The organism is Sulfitobacter sabulilitoris (assembly GCF_005887615.1).
Lineage (GTDB): Bacteria > Pseudomonadota > Alphaproteobacteria > Rhodobacterales > Rhodobacteraceae > Sulfitobacter_E > Sulfitobacter_E sabulilitoris.
Map to the genome: position 1 here is coordinate 852,330 of NZ_VANS01000001.1, position 18,702 is coordinate 871,031.

17 protein-coding genes are annotated in these 18,702 nt (G+C 64.2%); 8 read left to right on the forward strand and 9 right to left on the reverse strand.

Annotated features, from left to right (window positions below):
* The first annotated feature begins 2 nt into the window (after positions 1-2).
* Genes FDT80_RS04020 through FDT80_RS04030 form a run of 3 tightly spaced genes read left to right on the forward strand, consistent with a single transcriptional unit; the run spans position 3 to position 2,984 of the window.
* Entirely contained in the window at positions 3-875 is an 873-nt protein-coding gene (locus FDT80_RS04020; protein ID WP_138660927.1) for a 2-oxo acid dehydrogenase subunit E2, read from the forward strand.
* 13 nt (positions 876-888) lie between these two features.
* Positions 889-2,265 carry a dihydrolipoyl dehydrogenase gene (gene lpdA / locus FDT80_RS04025; protein WP_138660928.1) on the forward strand — a complete coding sequence of 459 codons (1,377 nt, stop codon included), beginning with the start codon at positions 889-891 and terminating at the stop codon, positions 2,263-2,265.
* Positions 2,266-2,267: 2 nt separating this feature from the next.
* On the forward strand, positions 2,268-2,984 hold the full coding sequence (locus tag FDT80_RS04030; RefSeq protein WP_425471960.1) for an SDR family oxidoreductase: 717 nt from the start codon (positions 2,268-2,270) through the stop codon (positions 2,982-2,984).
* 638 nt (positions 2,985-3,622) lie between these two features.
* On the opposite strand, the gene FDT80_RS04035 is transcribed toward FDT80_RS04030, so the two are convergent.
* The 9 genes from FDT80_RS04035 to FDT80_RS04075 form a co-directional block, all read right to left on the reverse strand.
* Positions 3,623-4,603: a type II secretion system F family protein gene (locus tag FDT80_RS04035; protein ID WP_138660930.1), complete on the reverse strand. Its 981-nt coding sequence runs from the start codon at positions 4,601-4,603 to the stop codon at positions 3,623-3,625.
* A gap of 10 nt (positions 4,604-4,613) precedes the next feature.
* Complete coding sequence (locus tag FDT80_RS04040) at positions 4,614-5,651, reverse strand: type II secretion system F family protein (RefSeq protein ID WP_138660931.1); 1,038 nt, start codon at positions 5,649-5,651, stop codon at positions 4,614-4,616.
* The gene (locus FDT80_RS04045) at positions 5,651-7,045 is read right to left on the reverse strand and encodes a TadA family conjugal transfer-associated ATPase (RefSeq protein ID WP_138660932.1); all 1,395 of its coding nucleotides are present in this window, start codon (positions 7,043-7,045) and stop codon (positions 5,651-5,653) included. Before FDT80_RS04045 ends, FDT80_RS04040 begins: the two co-directional genes overlap by 1 nt.
* A gap of 71 nt (positions 7,046-7,116) precedes the next feature.
* The gene (locus tag FDT80_RS04050) at positions 7,117-8,319 is read right to left on the reverse strand and encodes a CpaE/TadZ family protein (RefSeq protein WP_138660933.1); all 1,203 of its coding nucleotides are present in this window, start codon (positions 8,317-8,319) and stop codon (positions 7,117-7,119) included.
* Positions 8,320-8,331: 12 nt separating this feature from the next.
* A complete protein-coding gene (locus tag FDT80_RS04055) occupies positions 8,332-8,973 on the reverse strand; it encodes a TadE/TadG family type IV pilus assembly protein (RefSeq protein ID WP_138660934.1) in 642 nt (213 codons plus the stop codon).
* Complete coding sequence (locus FDT80_RS04060) at positions 8,970-9,461, reverse strand: TadE/TadG family type IV pilus assembly protein (protein ID WP_138660935.1); 492 nt, start codon at positions 9,459-9,461, stop codon at positions 8,970-8,972. Before FDT80_RS04060 ends, FDT80_RS04055 begins: the two co-directional genes overlap by 4 nt.
* Positions 9,458-10,954 carry a pilus assembly protein TadG-related protein gene (locus FDT80_RS04065; protein WP_138660936.1) on the reverse strand — a complete coding sequence of 499 codons (1,497 nt, stop codon included), beginning with the start codon at positions 10,952-10,954 and terminating at the stop codon, positions 9,458-9,460. The genes FDT80_RS04060 and FDT80_RS04065 overlap by 4 nt, the downstream gene beginning before the upstream one ends.
* Positions 10,955-10,990: 36 nt before the next feature.
* Positions 10,991-11,785, reverse strand: coding sequence for a Flp pilus assembly protein CpaB (cpaB, locus tag FDT80_RS04070; protein ID WP_138660937.1), 795 nt, complete (start codon positions 11,783-11,785; stop codon positions 10,991-10,993).
* 166 nt (positions 11,786-11,951) lie between these two features.
* Entirely contained in the window at positions 11,952-12,131 is a 180-nt protein-coding gene (locus tag FDT80_RS04075; RefSeq protein WP_138660938.1) for a Flp family type IVb pilin, read from the reverse strand.
* Positions 12,132-12,947: 816 nt separating this feature from the next.
* Between FDT80_RS04075 and FDT80_RS04080 the strand changes: the two genes are divergently transcribed.
* From FDT80_RS04080 to FDT80_RS04100, 5 genes are all read left to right on the forward strand, one after another.
* Entirely contained in the window at positions 12,948-13,667 is a 720-nt protein-coding gene (locus FDT80_RS04080) for a helix-turn-helix transcriptional regulator (protein ID WP_170311780.1), read from the forward strand.
* Positions 13,668-14,086: 419 nt separating this feature from the next.
* Positions 14,087-15,013 (forward strand): carbohydrate kinase family protein, encoded by a 927-nt coding sequence (locus FDT80_RS04085; RefSeq protein WP_138660940.1) that lies wholly within the window; start codon positions 14,087-14,089, stop codon positions 15,011-15,013.
* Positions 15,014-15,259: 246 nt separating this feature from the next.
* Positions 15,260-16,291: a LacI family DNA-binding transcriptional regulator gene (locus FDT80_RS04090; protein ID WP_138660941.1), complete on the forward strand. Its 1,032-nt coding sequence runs from the start codon at positions 15,260-15,262 to the stop codon at positions 16,289-16,291.
* A 151-nt stretch (positions 16,292-16,442) separates the two neighbouring features.
* On the forward strand, positions 16,443-17,711 hold the full coding sequence (locus FDT80_RS04095; protein ID WP_425471962.1) for an ABC transporter substrate-binding protein: 1,269 nt from the start codon (positions 16,443-16,445) through the stop codon (positions 17,709-17,711).
* Positions 17,712-17,829: 118 nt separating this feature from the next.
* On the forward strand, positions 17,830-18,696 hold the full coding sequence (locus tag FDT80_RS04100) for a carbohydrate ABC transporter permease (RefSeq protein ID WP_138660943.1): 867 nt from the start codon (positions 17,830-17,832) through the stop codon (positions 18,694-18,696).
* Positions 18,697-18,702: the final 6 nt, after the last annotated feature.

The window sequence follows — 18,702 nt, forward strand, 5'->3', positions numbered from 1 at the left end:
ATATGTCGGACATCATCGCCAGCCCATCGACCCGCCGCATGGCACGCGAGCGCGGAGTGGACATAGCCGCCCTCGCGCAGCGGCTTGGCCGTCAAACCATCGCCGCCGAGGATATCGACGGCAGTGCGGCGCCCGCGGCGGGCGACACGTCGCTGTGGGATGTGGATCATGCGCAATATGGCCCCGTGACGACGGAACCGATGAGCCGTTTCGCGCAGGTCGCGGCGCGCAATCTGGCCGCGGCGCAGGCGTTGATCCCCGCCGTGACCCACCACGACAGCGCGGATGTGAGCGCGATGGAGGCGTTGCGCAAGGCGTGGCGCCCCGAGGCGGAGGCGCGCGGTATCAAGCTGACCGCGCTGGCGTTTCACGTGGCCGCGCTGGCGCGCGCGCTGCATGAATTTCCCCGCTTCAATGCCTCGCTGACACCGGATGGCGACATGCTCGTCCTCAAGGATTTTGTCCATATCGGCATCGCGGTCGACACGCCGCATGGCTTGATGGTGCCCGTCATCCGCGACGCCGACCGCAAGGGGCTGTGGCAGATCGCTTCGGAGATCATAGACCTGGCGGCCCGCGCGAATGCCCGCAAGATCGGCCCTGACGACATGGGCGGCGCCTCGATGACGATCACCAGCCTCGGCGGGATCGGCGGCCGCGCATTTACCCCGATCGTCAATCCGCCCGAGGTTGCTATTCTCGGCATCACCCGCACCCGCGTCGAAACCTTCTGGGACGGCGACACGCCGCGCCCGGTGCCGATGGTTCCGCTCGATCTGTCCTATGATCACCGCGTGATCAACGGCGCCGATGCCGCGCGTTTCATGGCGCATTACTGCGGCTTGATCGCGGATCCGCGCAACATGCTGATCTGACAGGGGCCGGGGCATGCGCGACAAAACGGATCTTTTGGTCATCGGCGCCGGGCCCGGCGGCTATGCCTGCGCCTTTCGGGCCGCCGACCTTGGCCGCGACGTGACGGTGGTCGATGCACGCGAGACCCTTGGCGGCGTCTGCCTGAACGAAGGCTGCATCCCCTCCAAAGCCCTGCTTCATGCCGCCGAGACCCTTCGTGACGCGGCCCATATGGGCGCGTGGGGGATCACCTTTGGCGCACCCAAGATCGACCTCGACGCGCTGCGCGCCAGAAAGAACGACATCGTCAGTCAACTCACCGGCGGGCTGGGCGGCATCGCCAAACGGCGCAAGGTTCGCCGGGTCCAGGGCACGGCGCGCTTCAGCGGTGCCAACACGGTCGAGATCGACGGAACCGAAATGCGGTTCGACCAGGCCGTGATCGCCGTCGGCTCCGCCCCGATCCGGCTGGCCGGCTGGCCGGAGGATGCGCGCATCTGGGACAGCACCGCAGCGCTGGAGCTGCGCGAGGTGCCGGACACGCTCGCCATCGTGGGGGGCGGCATCATCGGGCTGGAAATGGCGACGATCTATTCCGCGCTCGGGTCGCAGGTCACGGTCGTCGAGCTTGCCGGGCAGATCGCACCCGGCGCTGACGCGCAGGCGGTCGCCATCCTGCACGCCGCCCTGACCGCGCAGGGTGTCACCGTTCACACGGCGACCCGGGTCGACGCGGTCGCGGCCACGGCATCCGGGCTGACCCTGACCTGCTCGGGCCATTTCAAAGGGCGCATCACGGCCGATGCGGTCATTCAATCGGTCGGGCGGCGCGCCAATGGCGACCGCATCAATGCGCAGGCCGCGGGCCTGACCGTGACGGATCGCGGCACCATCGAGGCCGACGCGACGGGCCGTACCCGCCTGCCCCACATCTTTGCGATCGGCGACGTGACGGGCAACCCGATGCTGGCCCACCGCGCCACCCACCAGGGCCATATCGCCGCCGAGGTCGCCACGGGTCACACCGCGGCCCTCGGGACAACGCTTGTTCCTTCGGTCGCCTATACCAGCCCGGAACTGGCCTGGGTCGGACTGACCGAGGCGCAGGCCAAGGCCGATGGACATCCCGCTAAGGCGACCTCGTTTCCCTGGGCCGCCAGTGGCCGCAACCTTGCCTCGGGCGGCGGCGACGGGATGACCAAGTTGATCTATCACCCGCAGACGCACCGCCTGTTGGGCGGCACGATCGTCGGGCGCAACGCGGGCGAATTGCTGGCGGAAATCACGTTGGCCATCGAGATGGGGGCGACGCTCGACGATATCGGCCTGACGGTCCACGCGCATCCGACCCTCTCGGAAACGGTTGCCTTCGCCGCGGAGAAGGCGCTTGGCACCTTGACGGACCTGTGAGCGTGTTGTCGGGACAGACCGCGCTGGTCACAGGCGCCTCTCGCGGCATCGGGCGCGCCATCGCGGAGGCGCTTGATGCGGCGGGCGCGGATGTCATCGGGGTCGGTCGCAGCATCGAGCCCGCCGATCTGCCTGACGGTGCGACCGCCTGTCAGTGCGATCTGGCGGATCGCGATCAGCTCTTTGCGCTTGTCGATACCTTGCGGGACAGGCGCATCGACATTCTGATCAACAATGCCGGCATCATTCGCCGCACACCGATTGCCGCGCACGCAACTGCCGACTGGGACGCGGTGATGGCCGTGAACCTCGATGCCCCTTTCCTGCTGTCGCGGGCACTGGGAACGGCAATGCTAAAGCGCGGCGCGGGCAAGATCGTCAACCTTGCCTCCGTCCTCAGCTTTCAGGGTGGGCTGTTCGTTCCCGGCTACGCCGCCTCCAAGGCTGCAATCGCCAACATGACGCGGTCCTTCGCCAATGAATGGGCGGCTTCGGGCGTCAACGTGAACGCGGTCGCACCGGGCTATGTCGCGACCGAAAACACCGCGCAGATCCAGAACGACCCGGAACGGCAGGATGCGATCCTCTCGCGGGTGCCACTGGGCCGCTGGCTGCAACCCGAAGAGATCGCGGCGCCCGTCGTCTTTCTGGCAAGCCCGGCGGCCTCCGCCATCCACGGGGCCGTTCTTCGCGTCGATGGCGGTTGGACCGGGCGCTGAAGGGTCGGCAAGAGGTCTGCATCGTTTCTGATCTGGGCGGATCCACGCGGGCCGCGCGGGCGTTCGACAGACGACCGCCCAGCGCGTCGTTCGCCGCCGTCCGCGTTTGCCTGCCGCCGGTGGTGCCCGCACGGCCAATCGGGCACGCGGGCACCGTCGCCAGGCAGTTCGCGGCGATGCCCCTTACAGCTTCAGCCCCTTGTAGGGCGTCGAAAGCGCGTCGGAAAACCCCTTGAACACGGCGCGGACTGTATCCTTCCAAAAGGATATCGATGTGAAGATCTGTGACATTTCGGGGGCTCCGTTGTGGCTAGGTGAATACAAGCTCTCGCTTGAAGGGCGAGGAAAGGCACCACGCTGCGATGATGCGGCGCGGTGAGTGTCAGGTAACGATTTTTCTTGGATTTCACAGTTCGAGAACGACGCTTTCCGTCGTTTTGACGGCATACCGCCCTGCGGAGTTATCCCGTTGATTGAATGTGGCAATGTGCGGGTGTGCATCTCTGCCGGTCTGACCCGGACGACCGGTCAAGAATGCGGCCGCCGCACACAGCCACACGGGCCTTGACGTTGATTGGGACGGTTCGCGCGGCACGCCGGATATCGCAGCGCTTGCGGTCGTCGGGGCGTCGGCGCGTTCAGCCGAACGCGCTCATGTAGCGGATCACGATCGGGGCCAGCACCAGCGCGATCAGCGACGGCAACATCAGCGCCGCGAGCACGGCCGACATCTGCACCGGCAGCTTGTTGGCCTTCTCCTGCGCCTTCATTTCCCGCGCGACGCGCATTTCCTCGGCATAGACGGTCAGCGCGTCCGACATCGAGGTGCCAAAGCGCGAGGATTGCATGACCACGTTCACGAAGGAGGTCATCTCGTCTATGGCGGTGCGCCGCGCCATCCGCATCAGCGCGCGGTCGCGGTCGCGCCCGGCCTGGATCTCGCTCAGCAACACGATCATCTCCTCGGCGAGTTCGGGCGCCGCGCTCTGAATTTCAATCGCCACCTTCAGCAGCGCCTGGTCAAAGCCCATGCCGGCCTCGACACCGACCTGCAGAAGGTCGAGCATGTTTGGAAAGGCTTCCTCGATGGCGAGCTTGCGTTTCGCGATCCGCGACTTCAGCCAATAGGCGGGCGCGAAGAATCCGATCCCGGTCAGCACGGCGATATGCTGGGCGATCTGCGGCGCGGAAAGCCCGCCGAGGTAACTGGCGAGGACCTCGGGCGCGTGCGGCGTGCGCGCGAACAAGAGCCCGCCGCACAAGAGCAGCGGCAGGCCCAGCCCGAAGCCAAGGCGGATGATGTAGTATTTCGCAACCGCGTTGTGCCCCAGAAAACCCGCCCGGGCGAGCGCATTGGCCACCTGTCGGCGCTCATCCTCGTTCTGCGGGATCAACGCCGCGGCCAGCCCGCCGGGCGCCGGGCTGTCGCTCTCGACGCTGATCGACGTGACGGACACGCCCCGGCGGCGCGGCTCCATGCGCCGTGCGGCGATGGATTTCTCGGTAAAGGGCTTGAGGGCGCCAAACACCGCCAACAGCGTGCCGATGCCGATCGCGATGATCAGGGCGACCTCGCTCGACAGGGCCGACACGATCGTGTTCACCAGGGACAGGTTCATCGCAGGCTCCTCAGATCCGGAAGTTTACTAGGCGGAACAGGACGATGGCATTCAGGGCGACAGCGGCCCCGATGCAATACATCACCGGCCAGAAATGCGGGTAATCCATGACCTCGCCGTAATAGGTCGGCGTCATGATCGTCATCATCGCGGCGATCGCCAGCGGCAGGGCAGACAGGATATAGGCGGTCAGCCTGCCTTCGGAGGAGATCGCCTTGACCTTGCGGCGCAGCGCCATGCGGGCGCGGATAACCCGCGACAGCGTCGTCAGAACACGCGCCAGATCGCCGCCCGTCCCGGCCTGCATGTTGATCGCGATGGACAGATACTGCACGTCCTCCTCCTCGATCCGGCTGGCCATCTGTCGCATTGCCTCGGTCAGGTCCTCGCCATAGGCGACCTGATCGACCACAAGGCCGAATTCGGTACCCGCCGGGTCGGGCATTTCGTCCGCGACGCTTTGCAAGGTGGTGTTCAGCGGATGCCCGACCCGCAGGCCGCGCGCCATCAGATCCAGCGCATCCGGCAATTGCCGGACCAGACGCGCCATGCGTTTCCTGTAGAGCGTACCAAGACCCACCAGCGGCACGATCAGGAAGAAGACCGCCGCGACGGCAAAGGCTAGCAAGGGCCGCGTCACCTGCGCCCCGGCCGCCGCCGAAATCACGAAGCCCGCGCCGCAGGCGGCGAGGAACAGCTCGGGTGGAATGATGAAGCCCGCCTTGCGCAATGCAAGCGGAAGATCCCCGACAAAGGGCAGATTGCCCATCCACCCCTTCCTCCGCGCCGGTTTCAACAGCGCGAGGATCTCTTCTCCGGATTTGCCCTGCGCGCGCATGTTGATCCGGCGGTTGACCGCCTCGATCCTGTTTTCGTCGCGCGCAAAGAACTGGCGCAGACCTTCGAAAGCCATCAACGCGCCCAGAAACACCACCGCGTACAGCGCAAACCGCCACGATCCCAGTTCCAGTTCAAGGTAACGGCCAAGGTCGGAATCGAAGAGTTGCGCGTTGATCGCGTCGCCGATGGCGTCGAAGACGCGGAACATCACTTGCCCCCTTTGACGAATTGGATGGACGACATATCGACGCCCGCGGCGATCAACGCCTCGGCGGACCTGGGCCGGATGCCTGTGGGCATGAATTCCCCAAGGATGCGTCCGTTTTCGTCCTTGCCTTGGCGCTTGTAGATGAAGATTTCCTGCATCGTGATCACGCCCCCCTCGATCCCGGTGATTTCGGACACCGACATGATGCGGCGGCTGCCATCGGACAGGCGCGACAGTTGCACCACGAAATGCACCGCGGACGCGATGGTGGCGCGGATCGCGGCATGCGGCAGGTCGAGGCCGCCCATCTGAACCATCTGCTCCACCCGCGACAGCGCATCGCGTGGCGAATTCGCGTGCACCGTGGTCATCGATCCGTCGTGCCCGGTGTTCATCGCCTGCAACATGTCAAACGCTTCCGATCCGCGCACCTCGCCCACGATGATCCGGTCGGGGCGCATCCGCAGTGCGTTGCGCACCAGGTCGCGCTGGTGCACGGCGCCGGTTCCGTTTGGGCTCGCGGGGCGGGTTTCCATGCGCAGCACGTGGTCTTGCTGAAGCTGCAGCTCGGCGGCGTCCTCGATGGTGACGATGCGTTCGCGCGGGCTGATATAGGACGACAGCGCGTTCAGCATGGTGGTCTTGCCCGACCCGGTGCCACCGGAAATGAGGATATTCAGCCGGGCATCGACCAGCCCCTTGAGCAAGGTCGCGGCAGACTGGTTGAGCGCACCGCGATCGACAAGGGACGCCATCGTCAGCGGCACCTTTGAGAATTTGCGGATCGACAAGGACGGCCCATCCACCGCGCAGGGCCGCACCAGGGCGTTCACCCGGCTGCCGTCTTCGAGCCGCGCATCCACCCAAGGCTGGCTTTCGTCGATCCGGCGACCGATCCGGGTGACGATCTTGTCGATGATCCGCAACAGATGCCGCTCGTCGCGAAACCGGGTCTCGGCCTTCTCAAGAATGCCTTCGCGTTCGACATAGACCTTGTCATGGCCGTTCACGAGTATGTCGTTGATCGTCGGGTCGGCCAGCAGCGGCTCCAGCGGCCCCAGCCCGAGCACTTCGTGCATCAACTCGCCGACCAGCGTCTTGAGGTCCTCGCTGCGCAGCGCGCGGCCCTCTTCGCGCAGTCCCATCATCACCTGCTTGCCGATCTCGCCGCGCAGGGTCTCGTCCTCGATCTTGTCCAGAACCGCGAGGTTCAGCGAATCCAGCAGACGATTGTGCATCCGCGCCTTGAACTCGATGCGTTCGCTTTGCAGCGCCTGTTCTGCCGCGCGCTGGTCGGGCGTGTCTGCGCGGATGTCCGTGTTGTCCGCCACGAGCTTGATCACCTCGCTTGGCTCAGAGGGTTTGCCGGGGCGGCTTGCGAATTCCCGAAACATAGTTGGAACCTTTCCGTGTTCGTGCCGTTGCGCCGGCATTGCGGCCTGCGCATGAGGAGAGTGACGTTTGCTCAGTGATGCGCCTGGCGCGGTGCCAGGGTCGTCGCGGTGGCGCGGCCGATGCCGCGGATCGCCCGTGCGATCCGGGATCGCGGTGCCACCTCGCCCAGCGGCTTGCCCCGGTCGAGCGCCTCGCGCGCGGCTTTGGGGTCGTCGGGAATCCAGTGGCTGAAGGGCAGCTGCAGCAACTCCGTCGCCGCCCTGTGATGCGACGCCGCGACAAGCGGCTTCTTCTCGTGCGAGGCGACCATTTCGATGCTCAGGCCGGGATGCTCCAGCAGATAGAAATCGATCAGCTTGCGCGCCGCGCGCACCGAAGGCACGGTGACGTCGGTGGCCAGAAGCAGCTTGTCGGCGCGCGACAACACCGGCTCTATCCATTCCACCAGCGCGCGCGGCAGATCGACCACCACGTAGTCATGGGTCTTTCGAAGTTCGTCCAGAACCGCGCCGATCTGCTTGCTGGTCAGCGCATTCAGCGGGCCAAAGCGCGAGGGTGCGGTCAGCACCGACAGCCCGCCGGAGGTCTTCACGATCGCCTGTTCGATAAAGGCCGCGTCGGGGACAGTGCCCTCCATCGCCATCCGCCACATCGCGTCGGATTCCTCGACGTCCACCAGCGCCGCGATGGATCCGAACTGAAAATCAAGATCGACCAGCGCGACATCGTTGGTGACCTTCCGTTTCAGCAGGCCGCGGTCGCCCTGCAGCACATCCGCAAGGTTGACGGCGAGAGTGGAGGACCCGACCCCGCCGCGCGCCTGCGCCACGGCGATCACCTTGCCCAGCGTCGCCTGACCGGCCCAGACCGCCGGCAGCTTGGCCGACTGGCGCAGGCGCCAGCTTTCGATCTGGGGAATGATCTCGTCTGTCAGCGAGTCGCGCGGCAGCACGTCGTCGACCCCCGCCCGGCTGATCTGGCGCGCCTTGAACAGCGGCAGGTCCTGCCCCGCCAGCGCGATCAGCATGGATCCCGCGGCGCGCGCATCGCACATCTCGCGCGCAGCCGACAGCGACGCGGGATCGTCCTGATCCCAATCGAACAGGATGATGTCGTGATGAGACGCCAGCCGGGCCGCCGATCCGTTCAGGCCCACGACGCTGCTGCGTTCAGAGGTGACGCTGTAATCGGCCTGCGGCAGCGCGCTGCCCAGTGCCGTGTGAAAGCTTTCGTCTTTCGAGATCAAAAGCAGTGAGGTCAGCTTGGCACTCATGTGTTGGTACTCCTAGTTCGGAAGGCCCGCCGCCAGGTCTTCACCCGGCAGCGAAACGCTCATTGCAGGAAGGGCAATACTGTTGGGCGACGTCGTGGCGAGTGTGTCGTCATTCGCCGCCATCGCCGCCAGACCGCCCAGTGGTGTGGCGAACTGAAACGCCAGATCGACAAGTTCGGCCGTGACCATCGGGCTGTACGGGCCACCCAGAAACCCGATGCGTTCATCGAAGGAATAGCGCAGCCGCACATTGGCCGCGGTGGCCCCCGGCGGCATCAGCGGCGCGATCCGGTCCCAGATCTCCGCGCCGGCGGCGGTGGCGGTGTCGAGCAGGCAGCTCTGTTCGCCCGCGTCGGCACAGACGCCCCCGGTACGGCACAGCGTGCCGAATTTCGGCGCGACCTCGCCCGGGTTGGTGGACGACACTGAGATGACGGTCGGCACACCCGCACAGACAGGCGGACGCACCGCGGCGGTGCGCGCCGCGATCGCGGTGGCCTTCTGGGCCATCGCCTCGATCCAGAACAGGCGGCCGTAATCCAGCAGCCCGAAGATCAGCAAAAGCAACAGCGGCATCACCATCGCCATCTCGAGCAGGGTCGCCCCTTGCGTGTCATGCGCGAAACGCGCCAGCCTGTCCACGCGGCGGGTCATCGTCCGAACACCCTGCTTTGATCGAACACTTCGGTATCGAGCGGCCCCAGCGCGGTTCCGAACAGTCCTGTGACCCCGCCCCAGAGATAGTCGATCCTGATCTGCGCCCGCACTTCGACAACGGCCGCCGGATCCACCCGGTATCCAGTCAGGCAGCGGTAGGAGGGCACGACATCGACAATGGTCGCGCCGGTTGGAAAGATCGAATTCCCCGTGATGCTTTGCGTGACGATATCCGTCACCAGCGTATCGAAGCCCGCGACGCTGCCGCCCGGGCACAGATCGTCGGGCGCGATGCGCGCGACCATGCGGGCGGCATCGCGCACGCCGGCGGCGGCCGATTGATAGGTCCACGCGATGCGTCCACCGTCGATCACCACCGCAAAGATCAACAGCAGCACCGGCGCGACCATTCCGAATTCCGCCAACGCGGCGCCATCGCCCCCCCGGACGAAGCGCCGCGCCAGGTCAAGGCCGCGCCGGATCATCGCACCAGCTCCACGACATCGTGAAACAGGCCGCCCAGCGTCGAGCCTCCCGCTCCGGAACCGCCGGCGCTGCCGATCACCTCGACCCACAGGTCAAAGACCGGGGGCGAGCTGGTGGAGTTGCCGACCGGGCTCAGAAGAAAGATCTTGAAGAATTCCTTGACCGGAACGTTGGTGGCCGCGCCGTTGATCGGGTTCGCCGAGCAATCGATACCGGCCGCGATAAAGACGCGGCGGTCGGGGTCGGCCACGGTGGTCGAGGCGCATTGGCGGCGTCCGGTTTCGGATTTGCCGGCCAGGATCGGGGTGGCCGATCCTGCCCCGCCCGCAAGCGCGATTTCGCGCAGGTAGAGGGCGTAGCGGGTGCGCGCCGTGGTGTCGGGATCGGTCCCGTCGTGGTTCATCGCGACATAGGCGGCGCGCCCGGCGGTCCAGTTGCCGTCGCCCACGCGCCCGCCACCGAGGCTGCACCCGCTGGAAAAACAGTCGTCGGGGGGAAAGGGCATGGTATCTGGCGATGCCACCGCGTTCTGGCCAAGGCACAGATTGCCTCCGCCGCCGTTGCCGCCGTTGCCTCCGCCGCCGCCACCGCCCGGGTTCAGCCCGGCAACGACATGCGGCCCCGGGCCGTATTCGGGCTGGTTGCGCTTGCCGTTCATGATACCCGAGAAGATGTCGAACCGCGTGTTGAAGATCGCGTTCTCGATCCCGACCTTCTGCCCCGGTTCGATATCGACGCCGCGTTGCGCAAAGCATTGGCTGATGTTGCCCGCCGCCGCGATCAGGCAGGCATCGAGGTTCACGCCGTTCAGCCCGCCGCAGGGACCATTCGGATCGACCTTGAGCTTGGACGGATCGAGAAAGCCGAAGTCGCCGGGCCCCCAGGCCGCGCCCGCCCCGCCAGAGCGCAGCAGGATCGTGTCGCCCGCGTTGGCGTCGGCGGTGTAGTTGCTGCTGGGCAGGCAGAACATCAGCGGGGTGATGTCGCAGGCATATTGCGTGAAGCCGGCGATCGCGACCGCCCCCACCTGTTCGTTCGGCAATGCCGAGCCCAGCAGCCGCGACATCGCGCGCGCGAAGGGCAAAAAGACGGTGCGCGGTGTCGCCGTCACCTCGACGAGGCCCGCATCCGCGGGGATCGTGGTGACGAACCCGGACACGTCGGCGGTGTCGTCATTCGGCAGACCGTCGAGAAACCGCAGCGAATAATCGGTGGAGGCACCAAGATCCTGTCCGCCGTCGGCAAAGGTCTGGCGGTCGCGGATCATCGCCGCCGCCGCAGCCGTGGCCCGGGTGATCGCATCGTCCGCGCCGTCAAGCTCTCCGGCCGAGGCCAGCGCCACGTGATCGGCGTAAGATTGCAGATCGCCCTGGGTGGCGGCCAGCCGGCCCAGATCGAAGGTGATCGCGGCCATCGCGAAAATGATCGCAAGACAGATCGAGACAAAAACCAGGATCCCGCCCTGCTCTTGCGTCTTGAACCGTTTGATCATCCCGCACATTTCATTGCTCCTGTCCCTGCGGCGCGCTCAGCGAACCTGGACTTCCTCTACACTGGTTGCCGCGCGCCGGACCCGGATCACCGGGCGCGGCGTGTCATCGGGCACGGGCGAGCGTTCGACCATGATGTCGGTCAGGCGCACGGCGGCCAATGGCTTGTCCTCCAGGGTGTCGAGCGAGCGCAGCGACAGGCTGAGCTTGCCGGCCTGTTGCGCCAGCGCCAGTTTCTGTCCCTGCTCGGGCGTCACCTCGACCGTCACGGTGCGCGCAATGCCAGGTTGGTCGACCTGTTCGTCCGAGGTCTGATCGACACCGACGATACGAATATTTTGCAGCACGGTGACCGCGCTGAGGTTTTCGCCGCGACCCTGTGTCAGCAGCACATCCACGAAATCGCCCGGTGTCACGAAGCCGCCAACGCCGCTTCCCGCATCCACGTTGATCGCCATGGCGCGGTTGTTTTCGCCCAGCGTTTGAACGATGGTCACCTTCTCGCCATATCCCGACACTTTCGACACAAGCAAAAGCTCGCCCTGCGCCAGCGCCCGCTTGGCCCGGCGCGGCTCTCCTCCGGCGCGCGGCAGCAGGGTCTCGAATTCCGTGAAGACCCCCTTGGGGACCGACTCCGACGGCCATCTGATCGACGTCAGCATGTGACTTTCGATGGCCGATCCAAAGGGAATGTCCTCGGCCGCGGCGACGACTTCGACGATTCCCGACGTGGTCGCGTCTGAGGTGGTCTCAAGCTGTGTGCGCGCGATGAACACGGCGCCACCCGCCACACCAAGGCCGACCAACGTCATCAAAAGGGATCCTACTCGCATCGTCCATCCTTCCGTGAAATCCCCCAAAGGATCGCCCCGCACCATCGCGGCCGGTCCTTTGGAGGGGTATGACGCCGCGCCGGCGATGCGGCATGGCGTGGTGTCCTGGCTCTGTGCGCGTGAGGCATGGCACGGCCATGTCCCTGCGCGGCACGCCGGGCGCGTTTTAGCGCGTGGCCGCTGTGTTGGCGTCCGTGAAGTTGGTGTTCGTGGTGCCCGCGAGGCCGGTCAGAAGCGCACCGCCCACGGTGATCGCCACGAAAAGGGCGATGCCGTATTCGACCAGCGTCGCGCCGCTTTCGGATTTGCGGAAGTGAATGAAAAATTTCCGGATAACCTTGGTCATGTGTTTGTCTCCATACGTTTGGGATCAAGTGTGAGACCACTCGTCAAACCTGAGCGGTGTTGCCGCCGAAAGGACCCCCCTCCGACGTCATCCACGATAAGGAAGAGGTCAGCAGCGCGCGTCACCTCAAACGCCCGAGAACTCGCCCAGGGCTTGATCTGGCCGGCATTATTTATCGCATTAAGAGAATTTTAACGGATTTTCAGGAAGTGTAATTTGTCGGTTTCAACCGCGTTCAGACCCGATTCGGCGCCGCATCCTGTCCCGGCACTGGCCCCGTACTCCGCGATCCCGCGGGTCAGGGCATGATCTGCCCCGCCCGGCCGCGCGCTGTCGCGGGCGGGGCACACAACAAGCGCGCACTTGGCCCGACCGGCGCGCCAATCCTGTCTGTTCCGATCAAGGGGCCAGAGAATCTTGCCTGTGATTCTGTGGATAACTTTGCGTCGAATCGCCTGGTTCCAGCGAATCTTCGCCTACCCTGTGCGGGAATTTCGCGCCCAAAACGACGAGATTTACCCCCTGAGGTTGTCTTATTCGGCGGTCTGACACATTTTTGACGTTTTTCGCTTTGAGCATCATGTTTTTCCGATAGCATCCTAAGTCCAAATACTTTTTCGACTTTCAATTGTTTCCGAGGCGACCCCGAGCAGTAAACAATCCGCAACTTAAGCGAGAATTCGATTTGTCGGGGGGCAAAAAATGAAATTGAGTGAAAAAAGCGTTTCCGGACGCTGTGTTACCGATGTGGATATGATTGCCGCGATTGCGCGATGGTGTGAGTGTCTTCAGGGTCTGAACGATCTGTCATCTGCTTTGAAATTGATTTCCGAAGGCCTCGGAGCCGAAGCCGCGGCACTCTCCCGGGTCTTGCGCGAGGATACCGGATCCTCGAAATCCATCCTGTTCGACAGGCCCGGCCTGCGCAGCGCGCAAAGCCCGCTGGAGCGATCCTATGGCGGGGCGTTGCTGGGCGAGTTTCTGACATCGGCAAAGATCGGTTCGATCTGGTTCAAGACACAGGTCGATGCGGAGATCGACGTGGCGCTGGCCGAATTTCACCGTCGGCGCAACCTTCGCGAGATGGTCGTGATTCCGCTCGAGGCGCAGGACAGAACGGTGGATGTTCTGGAACTGCATTTCGAACATGACATGACGCCCAGCCAGGTCGATATCGTGACGATGCTGGCCGCGACGCTGACGGGCACCTGGAAGAACAGGTCGCTGGGGCTGATGGCCGGTGCTGTGGTGCTGCACCGGGCACGGGCGGCGCATGCCACGCTCGACGCCCCCATTCTCAGCCACCAGAATCCCGCGGGCCTCAGCCGGGCGGAGTATCGCGTCTGCGTGTTGATGAGCCGTGGACTGTCGGTCAAAAGCGTGCGCCGCGAGCTGTCGATCAGTCCTTCGACCCTGCGCACACACCTGCGGCACATCTACCTCAAGACCAGCCTGTCGGGCCAGACCGAACTTGCGCATCACCTTTTGACAAAGCGTCCTGTCGTGTCCATCGACGCGCAGTTGCGCAGCGCCTGAACCACGCATCCCCGGCGCGCCGCGTCCGGATTGCTGTACCATGGTCGCGCATGCGATTTCAGGCCCCTGATGATGCTTGGCGCGCCTCGCATCACCCTGTGGTGCACGGTGTGGTGCGATACCCGCCGACCGCGCCGCCTTCTCGCCGCTTCAGGGCAGCGGCCCTTGACTGCCCGTCGTGCGGGCGGCGACACTTTATTAAATCACTCTTGTTTACGAATTGACCCGGCATCCGGAATCAACCAGTTTGACCGGATGGGTGCCAATGGCTTTCAGGGAACGATGCAACAGGCGTTTGACGGGCAAAAGCCCGCAACGGTCCGCGATGCAACCGAGCGGTCGGCGCGCCGGGGGCTTGCCCCGTGGGTTGGTCCGGCCCACCCCGGTCCAGCGGAATGTATCCTGAAAGGCCCTGCCAGATGATCCTGTGCTGCGGAGAAGCGCTTATCGACATGATCCCGACGCCGACCGTATCGGGGCGCGACGGGTTTGTTCCCCACGCAGGCGGGGCGGTGTTCAACACCGCCGTGGCGCTTGGGCGGCTTGGGGTGCGAACCGGGATGCTGACCGGCCTGTCCAGCGATATGTTCGGGCGACAGTTGGCGGATGCCCTGAAGGCCAGCCATGTGGACACATCGCATGTCATCACCTCGGATCGCCCGACCACCCTGGCCTTCGTGCGCCTTCAGGACGGGCATGCGACGTATTCCTTCTATGATGAAAACACCGCCGGGCGGATGCTGACCCCCGATGATCTGCCCGAGCTCTCGGCGCAGGTCTCCTCCTTGTATTTCGGCGGGATCAGCCTGGCCTGTGAACCGGGTGCACGGACCTATGCGACCCTGCTCGCGCGTGAGGCCAAGGACCGCGCGGTCATGCTGGACCCGAACATTCGCCCCCGCTTCATTCAGGACGCCGCAGGCTACCGCGCCCGGCTGGACCGGATGATGGCGCTGGCCGACATCGTCAAGGTCTCGGACGAAGACCTGCATTGGATCGTGCCCGCGCCGCTGTCCTTGAACGAGAAGGTCGCAGTCGTGCTGGACAAGGGGCCGGGCGTGGTCATCGTGACCTGCGGCGGCGATGGGGCCACCGGGTTCATGGCGGATGGCACCGAAGTGACCGTTCCGGCGACACGGGTTGAAATCGTCGATACCGTCGGCGCGGGCGACACGTTCAATGCCGGTGTTCTGGCCAAGCTTCACGATCTGGGCGCGTTGCGGAAAACAAAGCTCGGGACGTTGCCGGCGGAGGCCCTGAATCAGGCGCTCGCGCATGGCGCGCGGGTCGCGGCGGTGACCGTTTCGCGGGCCGGCGCCAACCCGCCCTGGGCAGACGAGCTTTGACATGACGATCGGACCCTGCGACTGATGTCGCATGCGTCCTCACCGCCGCCGAGGCCGCCTGCGGCGGGCCCGATCCACGCTGCACGATGCGGGGAAACCACCGCAGCGCCCAAGGTTTCGGCACGTCACCGGATATGAAGGTCACGATGCGCCGCGATCGACATCTGCCCTTGACGTTCTGGTGACCGCGCTCTTATTTTACATAAAGCTTCCGCGCGTCGCGTTCAAAAGTATCAGGTGCAAATTATGGGTCAGCCAAAAATTCGCAACATGGAAGAATTCGCAGCGATCAGCGGCATTTCCCGACCGACGGTCTCCAAGTACTTCAACGATCCGGACAGCGTGCGTTCTTCGACGCGCAAAAAGATCGAAACGGCGCTGAAGAAGCACGATTACCAGCCGAACGTGTTCGCGATGAACCAGAACCGGCGCAAGACCAAGAACATCGGTATCGTCGTGCCGAACCTCGCCGACCCCTTCTTTGCAGAGATCGCCAGACGGGTGGAACTGGCCTGCATCGAAGCCGGATACAGCCCCATCCTGCTCAGCTCCCACGGCAGCCCGGCGATGGAACGCGACAACCTCAATTCGCTCAGGGCGCTGAAACCCGCCGGAGTTCTGCTGGCCCCCTTCGGGCGCATGTCGGACACCGACGCGATCAAGGCATTCGATGCCGATTTTCCACTCGTGCTCTTTGATGCCAACATGGCCGGCATCGGTCAGGCCTTCGTTGGAACGAACAACTTTCAAAGCATCGATCTGATGGTCGAATACCTGTGCCGCAGCGGAGAACCACCCTGTTTTTTTGAAATGAAATTCCCCTCCAACCCGAATGCCAACAAACGCAGGCAAGCCTATCTCGAAAGCATGGCACGGCACAGACAGACGCCCCGCATCTTTCAGGCCGATGGCGAAGGGTGGAACTTCGAGGAGATCGGCAGCACCGAAGGCGGGCGGCTTCTGGCTGAAAACGCCTTTGGCACCAATACCGTCCTGTGCAGCAACGACCGGCTGGCCATAGGCATGTTGTCGGCGGCCTATGGCCTTGACCTGCGCGTCGGCCACGGTGCGGAGTGTCACCTTCGCATCGCGGGGCATGACGACCACCCCTTTTCGCGGTTCACCTGCCCGCCCCTGACCACGATCGCGCAGGATTATGACGGCATCGCGAATCGCGCGGTCAGCGGGTTGTTCCGGATGCTCGAGGCCGAAGAACGTCTGCCCAGCCGCGAAGAGACCCTTTTCGAAGGGCGCCTGATCATGCGGGACTCGGCCTAAGCGATTGATCTGCATGACTCGGGCCCAATTAATTTACGCGCGTTAATTTTTATTTGACTTCGCGTCATCACGACACCTACAGTTCCTTATCATCCAGCGAGGAGGACCATTCAGGATGTCATTCAGAAAAGCATCATTCGCAGCAACCGCCATGACCCTTGTCACAGCAGGCGGCGCGCTTGCCGAGACGTTGACCATCGCCACCGTGAACAATGGCGACATGATCCGCATGCAGGGATTGACCCAGGACTTCACCGACCGGACGGGCCATACCGTCGAATGGGTCACTCTGGAGGAAAACGTCCTGCGCCAGCGCGTGACGACGGATATCGCCGCCAAGGGCGGCTCTTTCGACATCATGACCATCGGCATGTACGAAACACCGATCTGGGCCGCGAACGGGTGGCTCGTGCCGCTCGACGATCTGTCCGCGGAGTATGACGCGGACGACATCCTGCCCGCGATGGCCAACGGCCTGAGCCATGAAGGCACGCTTTATGCGGCGCCGTTCTATGGCGAAAGCTCCATGCTCATGTACCGCACCGACCTGATGGAGAAGGCCGGTCTGGAAATGCCCAAGGCACCGACGTGGCAATTCGTCAAGGAAGCGGCCGCGGCGATGACGGACCGCGATAACGACATCAACGGCATCTGCCTGCGCGGCAAGGCCGGTTGGGGCGAAGGCGGCGCCTTCATCACGGCGATGTCCAACTCCTTCGGCGCGCGCTGGTTCGACGAAGACTGGAACGCCCAGTTCGATACGCAGGCATGGGCCGACACCCTGAACTTCTATGTCGATATGATGACCGAATCCGGCCCCGCCGGGTATGCGACGAACGGGTTCAACGAAAACCTGTCGCTGTTCCAGCAGGGCAAGTGCGGCATGTGGATCGATGCGACCGTCGCGGCATCCTTCGTGACCAACCCCAACGAATCGACGGTCGCCGACAAGGTCGGTTTCGCGCTCGCGCCCGACAACGGGCTCGGCAAGCGGTCAAACTGGCTCTGGGCCTGGGCGCTGGCCATTCCGGCAGGCACGCAAAAGGAGGCCGCGGCGAAGGAGTTCATCGAATGGGCGACCTCGAAAAGCTACATCGAACTGGTCGCCGCGAAAGAAGGCTGGGCCAACGTGCCTCCGGGCACGCGCACGTCGCTTTATGAAAACCCCGAGTACCAGTCTGTGCCCTTCGCGCAGATGACGCTGGATTCGATCCTGTCGGCGGACCCGAAGAACCCGACCGTCGATCCGGTTCCCTACGTCGGTATCCAGTTCGCGGCGATCCCCGAGTTCGCAGGCATCGCGACCGAAGTGAGCCAGGAATTCTCGGCGGTCTATGCCGGTCAGCAGACCGTGGAAGAGGCGCTGGCCAAGGCGCAGGCCCTGACCAACGACGCGATGGAGGCCGCCGGCTACCGCTAGGCGCCGCTTTGGGCCCGGGGGCGCGTCATGCGTGTTATCTCCCGGGCTCCCTTGCCCACCCGCTGTCACGGCTTCGCGCGACACGGCCGCTTGGCGATCAAATGAGGAGGTATGCCCGATGGCAACCAGACAATCCCGCTCAGCGGCGCGCCTCATGATGGCGCCGGCGGTCATCTTGCTCCTCGGGTGGATGCTTGTGCCGCTGATCATGACCCTGCTGTTTTCGTTCAAGAAATACCTGCCGCTGCGCGGTGGCGACCTGGGGTGGGTCGGGTTCGACAACTACATTCGGTTCGTGAGTTCAAGCGCCTTCTGGCCGTCGATCTACGCCACGCTGGTGGTCGTGGGCGGTGTTCTGATCATCACCGTCGGCTTCGGCATCCTGCTGGCGATCCTCCTGAACCAACCGATGTGGGGTCAGGGGATCGTCAGGATCCTGGTGATCGCCCCCTTCTTCGTCATGCCGACCGTATCGGCGCTGGTATGGAAGAACATGTTCATGGATCCCGTGAACGGTTTGCTCGCCCATCTGTGGAAATTCTTCGGCGCCACCCCGATCGAATGGCTCAGCCAGGCGTCGCTTCAATCCATCGTGATGATCGTGTCATGGCAGTGGCTGCCCTTTGCAACGCTGATCCTGCTGACCGCGATCCAGTCCCTGGACAGCGAACAGCTGGAAGCTGCCGAAATGGATGGCGCCCCACCCCTCAAGCGCTTTGGCTATATCACCCTGCCGCATCTGGGCCGTGCGATCACCGTCGTGGTGCTGATCCAGACCATTTTCCTGCTGTCGGTCTTCGCCGAGATCTTCGTGACCACGGGCGGCGCATTCGGAACCAGGACGCTGACTTACCTGATCTATCAGCGGGTCCTCGAAAGCCAGAACGTCGGCCTTGGATCGGCCGGTGGCGTCTATGCAATCATTCTTGCCAATATCGTCGCCATCTTCCTGATGCGCGCGGTCGGCAAGAACCTGGACGCGTAAGGAGAA

What these genes read in the sequence shown, in the direction of transcription:
- FDT80_RS04090 (WP_138660941.1), top strand. Translation starts at nt 15,260, where the DNA reads ATGGGTCAGCCAAAAATTCGCAACATGGAAGAATTCGCAGCGATCAGC.
- FDT80_RS04035 (WP_138660930.1), bottom strand. Translation starts at nt 4,603, where the DNA reads ATGAACCTGTCCCTGGTGAACACGATCGTGTCGGCCCTGTCGAGCGAG.
- FDT80_RS04095 (WP_425471962.1), top strand. Translation starts at nt 16,443, where the DNA reads ATGACCCTTGTCACAGCAGGCGGCGCGCTTGCCGAGACGTTGACCATC.
- FDT80_RS04055 (WP_138660934.1), bottom strand. Translation starts at nt 8,973, where the DNA reads ATGACCCGCCGCGTGGACAGGCTGGCGCGTTTCGCGCATGACACGCAA.
- FDT80_RS04045 (WP_138660932.1), bottom strand. Translation starts at nt 7,045, where the DNA reads ATGTTTCGGGAATTCGCAAGCCGCCCCGGCAAACCCTCTGAGCCAAGC.
- FDT80_RS04100 (WP_138660943.1), top strand. Translation starts at nt 17,830, where the DNA reads ATGGCAACCAGACAATCCCGCTCAGCGGCGCGCCTCATGATGGCGCCG.
- lpdA (WP_138660928.1), top strand. Translation starts at nt 889, where the DNA reads ATGCGCGACAAAACGGATCTTTTGGTCATCGGCGCCGGGCCCGGCGGC.
- FDT80_RS04075 (WP_138660938.1), bottom strand. Translation starts at nt 12,131, where the DNA reads ATGACCAAGGTTATCCGGAAATTTTTCATTCACTTCCGCAAATCCGAA.
- cpaB (WP_138660937.1), bottom strand. Translation starts at nt 11,785, where the DNA reads ATGCGAGTAGGATCCCTTTTGATGACGTTGGTCGGCCTTGGTGTGGCG.
- FDT80_RS04060 (WP_138660935.1), bottom strand. Translation starts at nt 9,461, where the DNA reads ATGATCCGGCGCGGCCTTGACCTGGCGCGGCGCTTCGTCCGGGGGGGC.
- FDT80_RS04040 (WP_138660931.1), bottom strand. Translation starts at nt 5,651, where the DNA reads ATGTTCCGCGTCTTCGACGCCATCGGCGACGCGATCAACGCGCAACTC.
- FDT80_RS04020 (WP_138660927.1), top strand. Translation starts at nt 3, where the DNA reads ATGTCGGACATCATCGCCAGCCCATCGACCCGCCGCATGGCACGCGAG.
- FDT80_RS04085 (WP_138660940.1), top strand. Translation starts at nt 14,087, where the DNA reads ATGATCCTGTGCTGCGGAGAAGCGCTTATCGACATGATCCCGACGCCG.
- FDT80_RS04050 (WP_138660933.1), bottom strand. Translation starts at nt 8,319, where the DNA reads ATGAGTGCCAAGCTGACCTCACTGCTTTTGATCTCGAAAGACGAAAGC.
- FDT80_RS04065 (WP_138660936.1), bottom strand. Translation starts at nt 10,954, where the DNA reads ATGATCAAACGGTTCAAGACGCAAGAGCAGGGCGGGATCCTGGTTTTT.